Here is an 18,060-nt window from a genome sequence, read left to right as displayed (position 1 = left end):
GTCAGTGCTCGCGGGTCTCGCGGAATCGAATGTCCGGCCAGCGCTCCTGGGTCATCTGCAGGTTGACCCGGGTCGGCGCGATATAGGTGAGATAACCACCGCCATCGATGGCCAGGTTGGCACTAGCCTTGCGCTTGAATTCCTCAAGCATCTTGGCATCGTCGCAGTAGACCCAGCGCGCAGTATTGACGTTCACGCCCTCGTAGATGCAATCGACCTTGTACTCTTCCTTCAGGCGATGGGCGACCACATCGAACTGCAAGGTACCCACCGCGCCAAGGATCAGGTCATTGTTGTCCACCGGCATGAACACCTGGGTCGCCCCCTCTTCCGACAGCTGCTGCAGGCCTTTCTGCAGGGCCTTCATCTTCAGCGGATCCTTCAGCCGCACGCGCTTGAACAGCTCAGGTGCGAAGTGCGGAATCCCGGTGAAGCGCATATCCTCACCTTGCGTGAAGGTATCGCCGATCTGAATCGTGCCGTGGTTGTGCAGACCGATGATGTCACCCGGCCAGGCCTCTTCCACATGCGCACGGTCTGCCGCCATGAAGGTCAGGGCGTCGGCAATCTTGACGTCCTTCTTGATACGCACGTGGCGCATCTTCATGTTCTTCTCATACTTGCCCGAGCATACCCGCAGGAAGGCAATGCGATCGCGGTGGTTGGGATCCATGTTGGCCTGGATCTTGAACACGAACCCAGTGAAGCGCTCGTCTTCAGCGGGCACCTCGCGCACATCGGTCTCCCGCGATTGGGGCGGCGGCGCGTACTCGACAAAGCCATCGAGCATCTCGCGCACACCAAAGTTACCCATCGCTGTACCAAAGTACACCGGCGTCAGCTCCCCACGGCGGTACGCCTCAAGGTCGAACGTATGGGAAGCACCGCGCACCAGCTCTACCTCCATGCGCAGTTCTTCAGCCACATCTTCCCCGAGCACGGCGTCGACCTCGGGGCTGTCCAATCCCTCGATGCGCTTGTCATCGGGGATTCGGTTGCCCTGCCCCTGGGTGTAGAGGTGAATGACATCATTGTAGAGGTGATAGACGCCCTTGAACTGGCGCCCCATCCCGATCGGCCAGGTCATGGGCGCGCACTGGATGTTCAGCACGGTCTCGACCTCGTCCATCACCTCTATGGGGTCACGGATATCGCGGTCCATCTTGTTGACGAAGGTCAGGATCGGGGTGGTACGCAGGCGGCAGACCTCCATCAGCTTGATGGTGCGATCCTCGACCCCCTTGGCGCCATCGATGACCATCAGGGCAGAGTCCACCGCGGTCAGGGTGCGATAGGTATCTTCAGAGAAGTCTTCGTGCCCGGGGGTGTCGAGCAGGTTGACCATGCGTCCGCCATAGGGGAACTGCATGACCGAGGTCGTCACCGAGATCCCCCGCTCCTGCTCCATTTTCATCCAGTCCGAGGTGGCATGACGATCATCACGCTTGCTCTTCACCGACCCCGCCATCTGGATGGCATTTCCGAACAGCAGCATTTTTTCGGTGATGGTGGTCTTACCCGCATCCGGGTGACTGATGATGGCAAAGGTACGCCGAAGCCCGGTTTCCTGGGCCTGCTTGGGGTTGGACATGAAGACTTACGCCTGCTTGCTCGTCGAGTGGGGACACGGGCACTTTGGCGCCGTGTGCAAAGTCGCCATGATACCGCGACGAGGCCCCTGCCTGCATCCACCCAGACAGGACATCCGCTGTGGTTGCCTCCTCAGCCTGGGCCCGGGACGACCTGCTGACCCGGCTCACCGTCGATGAAGCCCAACGGCTCAGTCCCGTTTCTCTGAATGTTTCCTCCGAAACGTCGATAAGCCTGAATGTAAGCGATGAGTGCAGGCACTTTTCAGACGAGCCCTAGGCCAGACTCTCCTCTATATGCTCCGCCAGATAGTCAATAAACACGCGCACCTTGGGTGGCAGCCCACTACGACTGGGAAACACCGCGTGGAATTCCAGCGTCGGGCCACGCCAGGACGGCAGTACGGCCTCCAGGGCCCCTTCCGCGAGGTGGGGCCTGGCCATCAGCGAGGTCCCAAAATAGATACCATGCCCCCCAAGAGCAGTGTTCAGCGCCGACAGCGGTTCATTGGAGACCAGCGCAGGCCTTAGCTGCACACGCAGGGCTTCATGCTCCGGCTGCCAGAGCTGCCACACCACCCGCTCTCTCTCGGGGTTGGGCGACTGGGCAAGCGTTACGTGGTTGACCAGTTCGTCCGGGTGTCTAGGCCGTCCATGACGGTCCAGATACGTGGGGCTTGCGTACAGCCGCATCACCGCTTCGCCCAGTTTACGAAAGCGATAGCCCCCCTGCTCCACCGGCCCCACATGAAGCGCGATATCCGTTCCCTCGGCAAGCAGGTCCACCGCGGTATCGTTCAAGGTCAGTTGCAGGCGGATATCTGGATACTGCTGCAGAAAACCTCCCAACAGCGGCGCCAGGTACTGAGAACCAAAGGTGTAGAGCGACGCCACCTTCAGCACACCACTCGGGGTCGACTGCAGCTGGCCCACGGCCAGCTGTGCATCTTCGACTTCCCGCCGCATGGCCACACAGTGTTGATAGAACACTGCGCCGGCCTCGGTCAGGTGCATACGCCGGGTGGTGCGCTCCAGGAGCCGTATCCCCAGGTTGCGTTCCAGCTCCCTCAACTTGCGACTTAAGGTGCTGGAGGGTATTCCCAGCCGCTCAGAGGCTTGCCCGAAGCTTCCTAGATCCACGATGCAGGCGAACCACAGCATGCTGTTGGCATTCGGGTAGGTCATGACGCTCGCTTCCTTGTTCCATGGACACCCACGATTAGAGCCGATCCTGGCTATCGTCACCTTGCTCAGCGCCAGCATAACCGTCGCTCAGCTGACGTCTTGTGTCGTGCGGGGCTCTCTTAAGGGCTCTCTTAAGGGCTCTCTTGAGGGCCATCTCAGACACGACTCCAGCCACTATCCCATCGACGCAATTATTTTCTCCAATATCCGCGTTTTTCTCGTGGTCGGGGCTTCCTACAGTGGAGTCAGCCGTGATGCCAAGAGAGGAAACAATAATGCCAACCGCAGAGACTCGCCTCACACTGACCGTACGCCGGATTCGCCAGCTGACCCCCACCATCAAAGCCTTCGAGCTGGTATCCCCTGACGGCCAGGCGCTGCCAGCCTTCACTCCCGGCGCACACCTGAAAGTAGAGGTCCAGCTAGCTGACGGCAGCCGAGATGAGCGTGCCTACTCCCTGGTCAATAGCCAGGATCCCACCTCTCACTACGAGATTGCCGTGCAGCTGGAGCCAGAAAGCCGCGGCGGTTCCGCCTACATGCATGGTTTGAAGGAAGGTGTCACTGTTCGCGCATCCTGTCCACGCAACGACTTCCCTCTGGCACAGGATGGCACGCACCACGTCCTGATCGCCGGCGGCATCGGTATCACCCCCATACTCTCGATGGCCACACAGTTGCAGGCACAGGGCGCTTCTTATGAGATGCATGTCGGCGCTCGAGCGCCGGGGCTTATGGCCTATCGAGCACATATCGAAAGCCTGTGCGGACAGCATGCTCACCTGTGCTTCGACGGTGGAGACCCGAGCAAAGGCCTGCAGCTCGCTACCCTGATGGGCCCCCCAGCCCCCGGCAAGCACCTCTATGTCTGTGGCCCTCGCGGACTGATCGACGCCGTCATTGCAACGGCCAAGGCCAACGGTTGGGAAGCGGAACAGGTGCATTTTGAACTGTTTGCGAGTACCGCACAGCAGACAGGTGACACCGGCTTCCAGGTTGAACTGACCGAATCCGGCATGACCCTCGAGGTGCCGCCCGACAAGACCATTCTCGAAGTGATGATCGCCGCCGGCCTGGACCCCTTGTACGACTGCAATCGCGGTGAGTGCGGGGTCTGCGCGGTGGACGTCATCGACGGCACCCCAGAGCACCGCGACTACTGCCTGAGCGAAGAAGACCACGAGTCAAATAGTTCCATGTGCATCTGCGTATCGCGATCCACAACCCCCAGTCTGTCACTCAAAGCGTAACCCCCTTGATCCATTGATAGCCCCATCGAGTAGATACCACCGAAAAACACGACCGAATAACAAGAGAGGAGAAACACCATGGCTCAATTCATTCGCAATGCCTGGTACGTCGCCGCCTGGAGCGAAGAAGTGCAGCGCAAGCTACTGCCACGCACCATTCTCAATGAACCCGTGGTCATGTATCGCCGCGAGAACGGCGAACCCGCCGCCCTTCTCGACAGCTGCCCTCACAAGCTGGCGCCACTATCGTTGGGCGAGTTGAAAGGCGACGAGGTCGAATGTGGTTACCACGGCATGATGTTCGACTGCACAGGCAAGTGTTCGCGCATCCCTGGACAGCCCAATATTCCGCCCAGCGCCAAGGTGCGAGCCTTCCCGGTCGTGGAACGCTACAACGCCGTATGGATCTGGATGGGTGAACCAGAGCTTGCCGACCCCTCGCAGATTGTGGAGGTGCCCCACTACGGTGAAGACGGCTGGGGACTGGTGGATGGCCAGTATCTGCACTTCAAGTCGAACTATCTGAACATCACCGACAACCTGGTGGATCCAGCCCATACGACCTATGTGCACAAGCGTACTATTGGTGGTGCCAGCGCCAGCGACGTCAGCGTCAAGGTAGAACAGGGTGACAGCCACGTGCTGGCCTACCGCTGGATCAAGGATGAGCCGCCAGTACCGCTGTTTGAAAAGATGGGTAACTTCAAGGGGAATACCGACCGCTGGCAGTACTATTACCTGCACATGCCGTCGGTGTCCTACGTCGATTTCGGCGGCATCGATACCGGCGTCGAACCTACCGAGGACAACAAGGACAAGGGACTACGCTCCTACAGTTTCAATTTCCTGACGCCTGAAAGCGACTCGACCACCCACTACTTCTGGCTGCACGTGCGCAACTATCACCCCACCAACGACGACGTAGATCGCGACGTGGAGCACTTGATGACCCTGACCTTCAACGAGGACCTCGACATTCTTGAGGAAATTCAGAAGGAACAGGATCGCACCGGCATTCGCGAGCGAGTCCGTCTGGGTATCGACAACGCCCCTGCCAGGATCCGCAAGATGGTCGAGCGCCGGGTCGCGGCAGAACAACCCACCGACTCTGCCTGATCCTTCATCGCTGCCATGGCGCCCGCTCACGGGCGCGTACACCCACCAGCGCCACCCGGGAGCCTCGTCTGCCGGGTGGCGCCGGCGGTTAGCGCCTGCACGCAAGCCTCCTTCGGAAGCCTCCCTTGGACGCCACCGACTAACGGTACTGTCATCGCCACGGGCACCAGACACCGTAGTGACATATCTCTGCGATCAGTTTGTCACGCGCCGGCACGACACTATTTCCCGTCGTCAGCGCTCGGTTTGACCCACTCCACGCTATCCAGGCCACGCTATCCACGCCTGGCTGCACGTCCAATCAGTGAGCAGCACAGAGGGGACAAAACAGAAGGGCTCTGAGCAGCAACGCTTAAGACGGGTTGCCGCCTCAGGTCGCCACCCTGATACGCAACCGATTGCCCACGCCAGGCACCTGATCTGGGAAGTCGACAACGTCTCTTGATAGTCCCTATCGGTAGTTTCTCTCGATAGCCCCTATCAATAGCCCCTGTCGAAAGCCCCCTGTCGATAGCCCCCTGTCGCGACCTCTGCCCGCTGACGACAGCATCCCCCGGACCGTATGACAAGGAGAGCCCCATGTTTACCACACGACGCCAGTTTCTCGGCCTAGGCCTCAAGGCCGGCGCGGGACTAGGATTGATGACCGCAGCACCAGGCATTGTGCTAGCCGAGGCACGCCGCCCCCTGCTGACCTCAGGGGTGATGACCGGCGATGTTACCCAGGACCGCGCCATTCTCTGGTCCCGTGTAGACCGTCCCGCCCAGATGCTGGTGGAGATCGCGGACAACCCGACATTTGCCAACGCCCGCACGTTACAGGGTCCTACCGCCCTGCCCACCAGTGGCCTGACCACGAAGCTGGATATCACCGGGCTGGGCGACATGGAAGAAGTGCATTACCGCGTGCGCTACGCAGCGCTCGGCGATGCCCGAGCCCTGAGCGAGCCCACAGTGGGCCGATTGGTCATGCCAGGCCAGCGCGCACGCTCGGTGCGCTTCGTGTGGTCCGGGGATACCGTCGGTCAAGGCTGGGGCATCGATGAGTCACGGGGCGGCATGCGTATCTACGACACCATGCTCAAGCAGTCTCCGGACTTCTTCCTGCACTCCGGGGACACTATCTACGCCGACGGCCCGCTCGAGGAAACGGTCAATCTGGAAGACGGTAGCGTCTGGCGCAATCGCATGACCGAAGCCAAGAGCAAGGTTGCCGAGACCCTGGAAGAGTACCGCGGCCAGTATGTCTACAACCTGCTGGATGACAACCTCAAGCGCTTCAATGCCCAGGTGCCGATGTTTGCCCAATGGGATGATCACGAGACGGTCAACAACTGGTACCCCGGGGAAATCCTTGATGATCCCCGCTACAGCGAAAAGAACGTCTCCCTGCTGGCGGCTCGAGCGCGTCGCGCCTTCCTGGAACACATGCCGATTCGTCAGCGGCCAGAAGCCCCGGAGATGATCCGCCGGCGTTTCCACTATGGGCCAGAGCTCGAGATGTTCATGCTCGACATGCGCACCCATCGCGCCGCCAACAGCACCAATCAGCAGGCCGCCACGGACCCGGCATCGGCCTTGATGGGGCAGCGCCAGGTGGATGAGCTGATCGAGGCACTGAAGGCATCGACGGCCACCTGGAAGATCATTGCCTCGGACATGCCAGTCGGCCTGGTGGTCGGTGATGGCGACAACTTTGAAGCGGTCGCCAACGCAGATGATGGGTTGCCGTCCGGCCGTGAGCATGAGATTGCGCGTTTGCTCAAGGCCATCGCCGACCACCGCATTACCAATGTGGTCTGGCTGACCGCCGACGTGCACTATACCGCCGCTCACCATTACGCACCGGAGCGCGCCAGCTTCAAGCACTTCACCCCGTTCTGGGAGTTCGTCAGCGGACCGCTTCACGCAGGCACCTTTGGTCCCAACACACTGGACGGCACCTTCGGGCCGCAAGTGGTGTTCCAGAAGGCCCCCGCCGATGGTCGCGTCAACCTGCCGCCAAGCGAGGGGTACCAGTTCTTCGGCCAGGTCGACCTGGACGGTGACAGCCTGGCCCTGACCGTTACCCTCAAGGACGTGGAAGGCGCCACCCTGCATCAGCAAGTCCTGACACCTGAGACGGCATAAGCCGCTGGATCAACCCACCTTTCAGGCGCGCAGAGCAGGCGCCTGATGAGTCCGCGGGCAGGTGATGCTGGAATCGATCACCTGCCCGCTTGCCGGACGTGCACCTGCCGTCTGCTGCCTTATCCTGGCGTATGCAGCATCAAGGTTCCTGTGGTTGCTCTGGCGATGGCTGCCCAGGCGTTCCATCGCGGCGGGCATAGAGCCACTCTCTGAGGTGCTCAAGGTAGCTGAGCAGCACTGGAATCACCGCCAGTACCAGCAAGGTCGACACCCCAAGGCCAAAGGCGATCGTGACCGCCATGGGAATCAGGAACTGGGCCTGAAGCGATGTCTCGAACAGCAGTGGCGTCAAGCCGCCGATGGTCGTCAGTGAGGTCAGGAAGACCGCGCGAACCCGCTGCACCACCGCCTCGTTCAACGCCGCGTCGATGCCAAGCCCTTTTTCTCGCTGAATGCGATAGAACGCGACCAGAATGATGGCGTTGTTGACGACAATGCCGGACAGTCCAAACAGGCCGAAGATCGACAGGATCGTCAGGTCGAGCCCCATGAACCAGTGACCGAGCAGCGCACCGGTCAGCGCCAGCGGAATCGTTGCCATCACGATCAGGGGCAGGCTCCAGGACGCGAACACCCAGGTCAGCACCACGTACATGAGGCCAAGACCGATGATCAGCCCGGTCTGCATGTCCGCAAAGGTCTCCCGCTGGTCCGCGGCCAAGCCCTCGTAGCTGTAGCGCAGGTGGTAGCGTTCAGACAGCGCCGGGAGCACCGACGCCTCAAGCGCCGCAATCACTTCCTCGGTGTTGGTGACTTCGCTGTCGAGATCGGCCCCTACCTCGATGGCCAACTGACCATCCGCATGCCTCAGCGCCTCGAAACCCTGCCGGTGCTTCAGCGTCATGACCTGGTCCAGGGGCACCAGACGTCCATCATCAACCCGAATCATCAGCCGCGGTAGCGTTGCCAGGTGATCACGCTGCCGCTTCGGCAACAGCACCCTGACTTCGATTTCATCGGCACCGTCCTGATAGGTCTGAACCAGCACCCCGTCGAAGGCAGCCCGCAGCTGATCCCCCAGCTCCCGTGTCGAAAGGCCCAAGGCCTGGCCATAGTCGTTGACGGAGTAGATCAGCTGCTCGCGCCCCCAGGGCATGTCATCCTCGGGCTCCAGCACGCCGGGTATCTGTTCCAGGCTCAGCGCCAGCGACTCGGCCGCGCGCTTGAGCTCCTCGGCAGATTCACCGGTCAGGCGAACGTTGACGTCCTTGCCGGGCGGACCACTGGTCTGCTCGACGATGGTCAGGGTATCCAGCCCAGGACGTTCTGTCAGCCGTTCACGCCAGGCACGAATGAAGGCCAGGTTGCGCACATCTCGCTGATCCGATGGCACCAGCTCCACCAGAATGCTGCCGACGTTATCCCCCGTACGACCGCTACCGTCCACCGCAAGGGTGCTGCCAATGCGCACTACGGCGTGTTTGACCAGATTCCCGCCGAGCGCTTGCTCGGTGTCGTCGAGGGCGTCGACCATGTCCTCCAGATATTCCTCCACCTGATCCCTGGCGGTACCCGTCACAAAACTGAGGTTGGCATACAGCACACTGGGTTCCGGGGCGGGAAAGAAGTTGAAGGCGAGGCGTCCCCCTGCCAGCAGACCAATGGTGAGTATCACCAGGGCGGTGGCGGCAGAGAGGGTCACGGCCCGATGGCGCAGCGTCGTCTGGGAGAAGCGCCGAAACGGCCCCTCTCGAAAACGATCGAAGCCACGATCGAACCGCGCCCTAAGGCGGTTAAGCCACCCCCCGCCAGCCTTCTCGGCAGTCACGCCAAAGGCATTTCGAAGATGGGCCGGGAGCACCACGAAACACTCCAGCAACGAGGCCACCAGAACGCAGATCATGACCACCGGGATATCGCGCAGGATATTGCCGATGATGCCCCCCACCATCAGCAGTGGCATGAAGGCTGCTACGGTGGTCAGGGATGAGGCGACCACCGGCCATAACATGCGGTTAGCGGCCCCCGATGAGGCCAGCCGCGCGGGTTCACCGGCCCGGAAGTGGGCATCAGCGTCCTCACCGACGACGATGGCATCATCCACGATCACCCCCAGCGCCATGATCAACGCAAACAGTGACATCATGTTGACGGATCCACCGATCAGCCAGAACACGGCCATGGCGCCAAGAAACGCCGTCGGAATGCCAATGGCGACCCACAGGGCCACCCTGGCGGGAAGAAATAGATAGAGCAGGCCCAGGACCAGTACCAGGCCGCCCAGACCATTGTTGATCAACAGCCCAATACGTTCGGAGAGAAACTGCCAGCTCTCATCGTAGACATCCAGCTTGATGCTCTGGGGCAGATTGGGCCGAGTGGTGTCCAGCCACTGCTGCAGCGTGGTGGCGGCCTCCAGCGAGTTGCCGCTCTCGGAGCGCTGCAGCACCAGCTCGATCGCAGGTCGCCCTGCATACTGCATGGCCATCTGCCGGGGACGATCTTCCTGACGGATAAAGGCGATATCTCCCAGTGCCAGGCGCACGCGTTGTCCGCCACGCACCGCGATATCGGCAAACTCCTGGGCATCACGGCGCTGCTGCACCGCACGTAATTCCCGCTCGCCGTCCTGGCTGCCGAGAAGTCCCGCCGGCAGGTCAACGGACATGCCATCAAGGCGCTGGGCCACCTCCGGCAGCGTCAAGTCAAGCTGCCCCAGACGCTCCACGGGCACCTGCACACTGATCTGCTGCTCAGGCATGCCATCAAGGACCACCCGATCGATACCCGCCGCCAGCAGCTCGTCCTCGAAGCGCCTTGCCAGGCTCCGCAGCGACTGCGCATCCACGTCACCAGACACCAGCAGGCGGGCGACCGGTTCATACTCCTTGGCCCGGGCCACCCGGGGCTCTTCTGCGGCACTCGGCAAGTTATCGAAGCCGTCGACCTGCTCGCGTACATCGTCCAGCGCCAGCACCGGGTCGGTCCCCTCGTAGAACTCCAGGGTTATACTCGACACCCCCTGGGCGGAGGTCGACGTCATCCGCTTGAGTCCATCAAGGTTGCGCAGCCGCTGCTCTAGCGGGATCGTGATGCCCTGCTCGACGTCCTCGGCCGAGGCACCGGTGTAGACCGTCTGTACCGACACGATGTCCAGGGCAAAGTCCGGAAAGAACTGGATGTTCATCCGGCTCAGCCCAAGCACCCCACCCATCAGCATGACCACCATCACCAGGTTGGCGGCGACCCGATGACGAGTGAAGAAACCGATGACACCCGAGGACCGTGGGTCGTTGCTCACGGCGCGTCCTCCTCGATGGATGCGGTGTCGGCGACCGTGGCCGTGTCGGTGGTACTCTGTTCCTGTGACGGTGTCTGGATCTGAGATTGACGCTGGGCTGGCGGCTGGGAGGTTGATTCGGACTCACGGGAAGACAGATCCGTCACCCGCAGTCCTTCGATGGCATTGGGCAGGTGAGTCGTGGCCAAGCGTTGCCCATCGGCCAGGCCCTCACCGCTGATGATCATCCAGGAGCCACCGCCTGGCCCCGGCGCTTCGCCGTGCCGGGTCACGCTGATGGGGACCAGGCGGCCTTGCTCGATCACATAGACACGGTCCGCCCCATACACGGCGCTGAACGGGATCAAGGCGCTGTCAGCAACCGCCAGACGCTCGACGAACAGCGACACCAATGCCCCAGGACGCAGACGTGGCGTCGACGGCAGCGCCTCGAAGATGGCTTCCGTACCGGCAGGATCTCCCTGACCGGACAAGGCCCTTAGCCGATAGCGCCCCCCTTCATCGTCGAAGGCGTAGACGTCGACGCCCTGGTCGAGACCTGTCATCAACTCCGCCTGCACACCACGAGGCACCCTCGCCCTCACCTCGAGGCCAGCAAGGGGTATCAATTCGAGCAACGGGTCTCCATCGCGGACACGGTCCCCAGGGGCAATCTGGACCTGACTGACTATCCCTGCAAAGGGTGCCTGGACCCTGGCCCGCCTGGCGTCTCGACGCGCCTCTGACAAGGCAGCCTGTGCCTGGCGTCGCTGTGCTTCCAGGCTGGCAAGCCTAGCCGGATGACCGTCAAGCTCGCCTTGACGACTCACCAGAGTGACCTGAGCGCGGGCAATGTCATTTTCATCGGCGTCCAGCTCAGCACGGGAGGCCAGGTTTCGGTTGACCAGGGATCGCATGCGTTCAAGCTGGCTTCTGGCATTGTTCAGCAGCTCCTGCTCCCGAGCCAGCGCCTTGCCATCGCTGTCGAAGCGAACCTGCTCGGCCTCCACCTCCGCGTCCAGTCGCGCCACCTCAGACTCCGCCCGCGCCACCACCGGGTCGATATCCTCGTCAGCCAGCGCCACCAGCAGGTCACCCTCGGCCACGTGTTCGCCCTCGCGCACAGGGCGCTCGGCGATATGCCCATCCAGGGAGGCCATCAGCTCGACCCGGTCGGGCGCGACCACTTCCCCATACAGCGCCAGTCTGGGCGTGTGGCGCCCCAGAGAGAGCGTCATTGCCGATACTGGCCATTCCCGCTCTGCAACCGTCACCGGAGGCGGCGTCGGCCGGGTCGCCTTGAGCAGCAGAAATCCTCCGATCCCGAGCCCTAGAATCAACAGCGGTAACAGTCGCTTCAACATGTACATCCAGTCCCTTGTTCTTGCATCAACGGCCGCTGGCTTGGCCAAGTGAGTGCCGTCGATGTCCGCACCAGCGCGATGTCTGCGCTACCGATATTCCCGCAAGCGCTGTCATGGCGTTGCCGACATTGCGCTACCAGTGTTGTTCCGCCTGCCCAGGCCAGCGACGCGGCCTCAGCGCTGCCGCCACATCAGCTTGCCACTGTTGCTCAGCTCGGGTGACAACGCAATCGCCAGGCTCCAAAGCTCTTGATCTCGGCAAGCAAGCTCGAGACATACGACGGTCCATTGCGCGATGCGGTATCATGCCGCCACTTAATGAGGGAGACATCATGCAAGCCGCACTTCCGCTACCCCTATCGACGCCAAACCGTAATCTGGTTCGCCTGACCTTCGTGCGGGGAATCACCTGGACCGGCTTCCTGGTGGCCATCATCGTGGGTATCGAGCTGCTGGACTTCGCCCTGGATGTCCCTGCCGTCATCGCCGTGATTGTGGCCATGGGCGTCATCAACATCGCCACCTGGTGGCGACTCGGCCGCCCGCGGGATGTCAGCCACCACGAGTATCTACTCCACCTGCTGCTGGACGTCGCCGGCCTGACGCTGTTGTTCTATTTCACTGGTGGGGCCACCAATCCCTTTATCACCTACTATCTCGTGCCGGTAACCATCGCCGCCGCCACCTTGCCCTGGCGTCATGCCTGGATTCTGGCCATCACTGCCATGGCCTGCTATAGCGCGCTGATGGTGGTCTATCACCCCGTACCGCAGCTGGGCTCTCACTATGCCTCGAGCGTGAACCTGCACGTGCTCGGCATGTGGCTCAATTTCTTCCTGTCTGCCGGTCTGGTCACCTTCTTCATCTACAAGATGGCCCACGCACTGCGCCATCGTGAGCAGGCCCTGGCCCGAACTCGGGAGGCCGCGCTGCGCTCCGAACAGGTGCTGGCCGTGGCAACACAGGCCGCCGGCACCGCCCACGAGCTGGGTACCCCACTGTCGACCATGGCGGTCGTGCTGTCCGAATTGAAGAGTGAACATGCCGACCATCCACGCCTGGTGGAGGATATTGACCTGCTGCGCCAGCAGGTCGATACCTGCAAGGCCCGCCTGCGCCATCTCGTCGACAGCGCCGACCTGCAACGCAAGGATGAGCCCAAACGACTCGATGCCAGGACCTGGCTTGAAGGGGTGATCGATCGCTGGCGTGTCCTGCGGCCGGATGTCACCCATGAAGTCAGTGTCTCGCGACGCCGGGGACAACCGATGATTGCCGTCGATACCACCCTGGACCAGGCGCTGACCAACCTGCTGAACAATGCGGCTGATGCACGACCGGACGACATCGCGATCCAGCTCGACTGGACGGCGGATCAGGTCGTCATCGACATTCGCGACCACGGTCCGGGCATTCCCATGTCGATTGCCGATCAGCTGGGCGACACCTTCGTCTCTACCAAGAGCAAGGGACTTGGTATTGGACTGTTTCTTACCCATGCCACCATCAATCGCTTCGGCGGTGGCGTCAGTCTGTATAATCACCCCGAAGGCGGCACCTTGACCGAGGTGTCACTGCCCCGCGTCAGCTGAGTCTCCCCGATAGAGGACATCATGCAAGACACCGCACACAGGCTACTGATCATTGATGATGATGACGTCTTCTGCCACGTCCTCGAACGCGCCATGCAGCGCCGAGGACATGACGTCAAGGTGGCGCTGGACGCCACCCAGGCGCTGGAACTGGCCCGCAGTCATCAGCCCGACGTCGCCACCCTGGACCTGAAACTCGACCAGGAGTCCGGGCTGAAACTGCTGCCCGAACTGCTGGAGGTCGTTCCCCAGTGTCGCGTCGTGGTACTGACCGGCTACTCCAGCATCGCGACGGCGGTGGAGGCGATCAAGCTGGGTGCCGTCAACTACCTGTGCAAGCCGGTAGACGCCGACGAGGTGCTGGCCGCGCTAGAGCAGCGTGAAGGCAACCCCGAGACGGAAGTGGCGGACAACCCTCCCTCGATCAACCGGCTTACCTGGGAGCATATTCAAAAGGTTCTGCAGGAGCACGATGGCAATATCTCAGCCACCGCCAGAGCGCTAGGCATGCACCGCAGAACCCTGCAACGCAAGCTGCAGAAGCGCCCGGTCAGGCGCTGACGCGCTGGTGCGATGTGTCAGACGCCGGTCGACTGTCGGCGTCTGACCCATGTGGCGTCGCCGCGATGACTACTGTGCTGTCCAGCCCAGGTCGATATTCCAACTGGCACCGGTAACCGCGCCAGCCGCATCCGAGGCCAGGTACGCCACCAGAGAAGCGACCTCGCTGGGCTCGATCAACCGCTTCACCGCAGCGTTCTTGAGCATGATTTGCTCGATGACCTGCTGTTCTTCCATGCCATGCAGCTTGGCCTGATCGCTGATCTGGTTATCCACCAACGGTGTCTTCACATAGGCAGGACACAGCGCATTGGCCGTAATCCCCTGCGCGCCGCCTTCCAATGCAGCGGTCTTGGTCAGCCCTATCATGCCGTGCTTGGCGCTGATATAAGCCGACTTGCCGGGCGAAGCCACCTGAGCGTGCACCGAGGCAATGTTGATGATCCGCCCCCAGCCATTGTCACGCATCGACGGCCACACGGCCTGGGTCAGCAGGAAGGGGGCGGTCAGCATGAGATCGATGATCCGGCGCCACTGCTCTTCGGGAAAATCGACAATCGGTGCGACATGCTGAATGCCCGCATTGTTGACCAGAATATCCACGCGACCGAAACGTGCCAGCGCCTCATCCACTGCACCGCGACACGCCTCGCCCTGGGTCAGGTCAGCCTGATAGAAGGCGGCGCCCTCGGCCTCTGCAGTCTGGCGCCCTTCCGGGTTGAAGTCGACGGCCAGCACCTCATGTCCCTGGGCTCGAAGATCGGCCACGACCGCGGCTCCGATGCCACTGCTGGTACCGGTTACCAGTGCGACCCTGGTCGGGGAATTGGCACTCATCTCTCTCTCCTTGCGCGAGGCGTCTGCAGGTTATCGCCCGTACGGTTCGCCACTAACGGCGCCGTACATTAGGGCACCAGCATAGATAGTGCTGCAGTGCAGCGCCAGCCATCCCATAGTCGAAACAAGGGATCGTTCAGCCTGGGGAAGCTTCCGTCATGACGCGGTCCATCAGCCGCTGAGCCAGGCGACAGGCCTCGCCCATATCATCGACATCGTCCAGATCCGACAGCAACTCACATCGCCACAGCCAGCTGTCGCCTAGCGCCTCCCGATAAAATGCGAACTCACCACGTGGCAGGGTCACATACCATGGAGAACGGAAAGCCTCATCGGTGGGGACGTTGGCGGGACGGTCGCCCAGGCCTGGCGCTTCGGACGCCGACGGCTGCGACACATCTCTGACCAGCGCAAGGGACAGATGACATGGCGTCAGCCAGGCACCCAGCAGCCAGTCTGGATGACCGGGACAGACCCCGAAACACAGCGCGTCGACCTTCAGCCCCCGGCGCGAGCCCGCGCACACGTCCAATGCCTGCTGGTGGGCAACGCGATAGGTGACCGCCAGGGCCTCGAGACGACGGTATTGATCGCGGGTCAGGGCGCTCATGATGTTTCCTCTACTGACGCGGCACGGGGTGCGAGATATCGGCGTGAGATCGTGGCGATGGTAGACTCTACACCATTGTCCCCTGCAAGGAGTGCCCCATGAACCTCGAGGAGCGCCTGGCCGTTACCATCGAGATCGCGAAAGCCGCGGGTCAGATGATCGCTGACGCCCGCGACAATGACGATCTACAGCACCACTACAAGGACGGACAGGAGCTGGTCACGGATACCGACGTCGCCGTCGACACCATGATCAGCCAGCGACTGGAGTCGGCTTTCCCCGGCGAAGAGCGCCTGAGCGAGGAACTCTCGCCCGATAAGGATGCCCTGGAGCAAGGTGGCGACCTGTGGGTGGTCGACCCCATTGATGGCACCGTCAATTTTGCCCACGGGCTGTGTCATGTGGCGGTGTCGATTGCCTACGTCAAGGATGGGGTCACCCAGCTCGGCGTGGTGCATGCCCCGTTCCTGGGAGAGACCTACACCGCCGTTCGTGGCAAAGGTGCCTGGTGCAACGACCAGCCGATCAAGGCGAGCCAGGCGAAGAGCCTGGACGCCAGCCTGGTCGGTACCGGTTTTCCCTATCGTCGTGACAGCCGCCCCCCGCTGATGCGCCGACTCGGCGCGGTGCTTCATCGCTGCCGCGACATCCGCCGCAATGGCTCCGCCGCGCTGGACCTGTGTGACGTGGCTCGCGGTCGGCTGGATGCCTATTACGAAACCGTATCCCCCTGGGATTTCGCCGCCGGTTGGCTAATTGCCGCCGAGGCTGGCGCCACCACCGGACACCTCTACCCCTGTCCTGGTGGTCTGCCGGAGGACCTGTACGGTGAAAACCTGCTGGTCAGCGCACCGAGTATCCACGCCGAATTGGCCGATCTACTGCGCCGTGCCGACGCCGGCGAGCTGCGTGAGGACAGCGCCGACCAGGCGTGATAGCGATGGCTGATAGGGAGAGATATGTTCCACCTATTGGCCTTCGACAGCACAATCCGTCACAATGCGCGCCACTTTCTTCGTCGACCTGCTCGCTTCGCTGTGCTGTTCTCACCAACGACCAACCGATAGGGCTGAACCAATGCCTTTGAAGGTCGTCTTCGAAGCGTCTTCACGCAGGTCACAGACACCACTCGTCAATGCATTGCGTATGCAAGGAGATGTCATGTTTGTTGTTATTTTCGGTCGTCCTGGATGCCCCTTCTGCGTGCGCGCCAAGGAGCTTGCCAACACCCTGAGCGATGCCGGCAGCATCGAAGGCTACCGCTACGTAGATATCCATGAAGAAGGCATCACTAAAGCCGACATGGAAAAGACCATTGGCAAGCCTGTGACCACCGTGCCGCAGATTTTCGTGGACCAGACCCACGTCGGTGGTTTCACGGAATTCGATCAGTACGTCCGTGACAACGCCATGTTGCCTGCCTGACCACCACCGGGAGTCGGCTGGACACCTGGCCAGGCACCACCGTGAACGGCTACGCGGTAAAGACACCGCGGTAGGCGGTGATCGGGGAGCCTGATGTGCTGAACGACGCGAAGGACGCGTGGAAGACACCTGAAAGACACGTGAAAAAACACGTCGAGAAAGCTCTTGGTAAAAGCACGGCGAGGGATCCATCGGACCCCTCGCCGTTTTTTTATGCGCAGGCTTTTATGCTCAAGCGAGCAAAAACGACGTCATCCAAGATCCAAGCAGACAAACGTTCTCGCGTCGTTGAATGGTCCTGACGACGCCACGCCTATACTCATGGCACAGGTATCGGGCAGGCAAGGAACGGCAATGACAGAGCAGCAGCGCCTCGTTCAGCAACTCAGGCTGGACTACATTCACCAGCATCCGGATGTCAGTGCCTTGCGCCTGTGGCCAGTGGATGCGCCGATCGAGAGCTTTACCTTGGTGACCTTGAGCCAGTCGCCATGGAACCTCGCGTCACTGCTGCCGATGCTGGAAGCCCATGACTACCGCCCGCTGCACCGCTATGCCCTGCCCGAGCGAGGCCTGCTGGCCTGCTTACTAGGGGGGCTTGGCGACGGCCCGCGTATCATCATCGTGGAGCTGCAGACCACCCGCCTCTCGCGAGCGCCTCGGGACGCGCTGCTCTCGCTGGTCAAGCAGGGCCACCCTTCGGCCCTGCCCCTTCCCGGCGCTTGCCGTCCCTGGCCCATGCCTGACTGGTCGCTGTATGAACGCCTGCATGCAGCCCACCCGCTGGCTGCCTGGCTGTCAGTGATGGGCCCCAGGGTCCATCACGTGGCGCTGGACTGCCAGCACTTGGGCCGTCCCCTGTCACAGCTGGATAACGCGGTGCGCCAGCAAGGACTTGCCCTCGGCGACGACGATGACCTCCCGTTGCCGATGTCGGCCATGGTCGAGCATCGCTTCTACCCTACCTGCTCACGCCGACTGGCCTTCGCCCATGGTGATGAGCATCGGGTGCAGCTGGGTGGACTGCTGCTGCTGGAAAAACAGGCCAGTGCCGGCCAGGAGCGCACCGCCGACGTGATGCTGCCACCCCACAGTCGCTGCGAAATCCTCTAGCGCATATA

Annotated in this window: 14 protein-coding genes; 8 read left to right on the top strand and 6 right to left on the bottom strand. The window is 61.8% G+C overall.

Features of this window, described 5'->3' with window-relative positions:
• Position 1: 1 nt before the first annotated feature.
• Both JF545_RS02965 and JF545_RS02960 read right to left on the bottom strand, forming a co-directional pair.
• Complete coding sequence (locus tag JF545_RS02965) at positions 2–1,591, bottom strand: peptide chain release factor 3 (RefSeq protein WP_206938603.1); 1,590 nt, start codon at positions 1,589–1,591, stop codon at positions 2–4.
• A 274-nt stretch (positions 1,592–1,865) separates the two neighbouring features.
• On the bottom strand, positions 1,866–2,774 hold the full coding sequence (locus tag JF545_RS02960) for a LysR family transcriptional regulator (protein WP_206938601.1): 909 nt from the start codon (positions 2,772–2,774) through the stop codon (positions 1,866–1,868).
• A 275-nt stretch (positions 2,775–3,049) separates the two neighbouring features.
• Here JF545_RS02960 and JF545_RS02955 point away from each other — a divergent pair, with 275 nt between their 5' ends.
• The 3 genes from JF545_RS02955 (at position 3,050) to JF545_RS02945 (ending at position 7,270) form a co-directional block, all read left to right on the top strand.
• Entirely contained in the window at positions 3,050–4,024 is a 975-nt protein-coding gene (locus JF545_RS02955) for a PDR/VanB family oxidoreductase (RefSeq protein WP_206938600.1), read from the top strand.
• A gap of 78 nt (positions 4,025–4,102) precedes the next feature.
• Positions 4,103–5,140 (top strand): aromatic ring-hydroxylating dioxygenase subunit alpha, encoded by a 1,038-nt coding sequence (locus tag JF545_RS02950; protein ID WP_206938599.1) that lies wholly within the window; start codon positions 4,103–4,105, stop codon positions 5,138–5,140.
• Positions 5,141–5,719: 579 nt separating this feature from the next.
• Positions 5,720–7,270 carry an alkaline phosphatase D family protein gene (locus JF545_RS02945; protein ID WP_206938597.1) on the top strand — a complete coding sequence of 517 codons (1,551 nt, stop codon included), beginning with the start codon at positions 5,720–5,722 and terminating at the stop codon, positions 7,268–7,270.
• A gap of 139 nt (positions 7,271–7,409) precedes the next feature.
• Here the strand turns inward: JF545_RS02945 and JF545_RS02940 are convergent, their stop codons facing one another.
• Together JF545_RS02940 and JF545_RS02935 are read right to left on the bottom strand one after the other, a co-directional pair.
• Positions 7,410–10,571 (bottom strand): efflux RND transporter permease subunit, encoded by a 3,162-nt coding sequence (locus tag JF545_RS02940; RefSeq protein ID WP_347401302.1) that lies wholly within the window; start codon positions 10,569–10,571, stop codon positions 7,410–7,412.
• Positions 10,568–11,914, bottom strand: a complete 1,347-nt coding sequence (locus JF545_RS02935; RefSeq protein WP_206938596.1) for an efflux RND transporter periplasmic adaptor subunit — start codon at positions 11,912–11,914, stop codon at positions 10,568–10,570. The genes JF545_RS02940 and JF545_RS02935 overlap by 4 nt, the downstream gene beginning before the upstream one ends.
• Before the next feature lie 332 nt (positions 11,915–12,246).
• Here JF545_RS02935 and JF545_RS02930 point away from each other — a divergent pair, with 332 nt between their 5' ends.
• Positions 12,247–13,506, top strand: a complete 1,260-nt coding sequence (locus JF545_RS02930) for an ATP-binding protein (RefSeq protein ID WP_206938594.1) — start codon at positions 12,247–12,249, stop codon at positions 13,504–13,506.
• Positions 13,507–13,527: 21 nt separating this feature from the next.
• Positions 13,528–14,067 (top strand): response regulator transcription factor, encoded by a 540-nt coding sequence (locus JF545_RS02925; protein ID WP_206938592.1) that lies wholly within the window; start codon positions 13,528–13,530, stop codon positions 14,065–14,067.
• A 69-nt stretch (positions 14,068–14,136) separates the two neighbouring features.
• On the opposite strand, the gene JF545_RS02920 is transcribed toward JF545_RS02925, so the two are convergent.
• Together JF545_RS02920 and JF545_RS02915 are read right to left on the bottom strand one after the other, a co-directional pair.
• Positions 14,137–14,904, bottom strand: a complete 768-nt coding sequence (locus JF545_RS02920) for a 3-hydroxybutyrate dehydrogenase (protein WP_206938590.1) — start codon at positions 14,902–14,904, stop codon at positions 14,137–14,139.
• 136 nt (positions 14,905–15,040) lie between these two features.
• On the bottom strand, positions 15,041–15,514 hold the full coding sequence (locus JF545_RS02915; RefSeq protein ID WP_206938580.1) for a [NiFe]-hydrogenase assembly chaperone HybE: 474 nt from the start codon (positions 15,512–15,514) through the stop codon (positions 15,041–15,043).
• Between the two features lie 98 nt (positions 15,515–15,612).
• Here JF545_RS02915 and JF545_RS02910 point away from each other — a divergent pair, with 98 nt between their 5' ends.
• The 3 genes from JF545_RS02910 to JF545_RS02900 all read left to right on the top strand — a co-directional run bounded on the left by JF545_RS02910 (position 15,613) and on the right by JF545_RS02900 (position 18,052).
• Positions 15,613–16,449 (top strand): inositol monophosphatase family protein, encoded by an 837-nt coding sequence (locus JF545_RS02910; RefSeq protein ID WP_206938579.1) that lies wholly within the window; start codon positions 15,613–15,615, stop codon positions 16,447–16,449.
• 226 nt (positions 16,450–16,675) lie between these two features.
• Positions 16,676–16,939: a GrxA family glutaredoxin gene (locus JF545_RS02905; protein WP_206938577.1), complete on the top strand. Its 264-nt coding sequence runs from the start codon at positions 16,676–16,678 to the stop codon at positions 16,937–16,939.
• Positions 16,940–17,293: 354 nt separating this feature from the next.
• Positions 17,294–18,052: a DUF1338 family protein gene (locus tag JF545_RS02900; protein ID WP_206938575.1), complete on the top strand. Its 759-nt coding sequence runs from the start codon at positions 17,294–17,296 to the stop codon at positions 18,050–18,052.
• The last annotated feature ends 8 nt before the right edge of the window (positions 18,053–18,060 follow it).

The organism is Halomonas litopenaei, from assembly GCF_017303055.1.
Lineage (GTDB): Bacteria > Pseudomonadota > Gammaproteobacteria > Pseudomonadales > Halomonadaceae > Halomonas > Halomonas litopenaei_A.
This window is presented reverse-complemented; position numbering and strand designations above follow the sequence as displayed.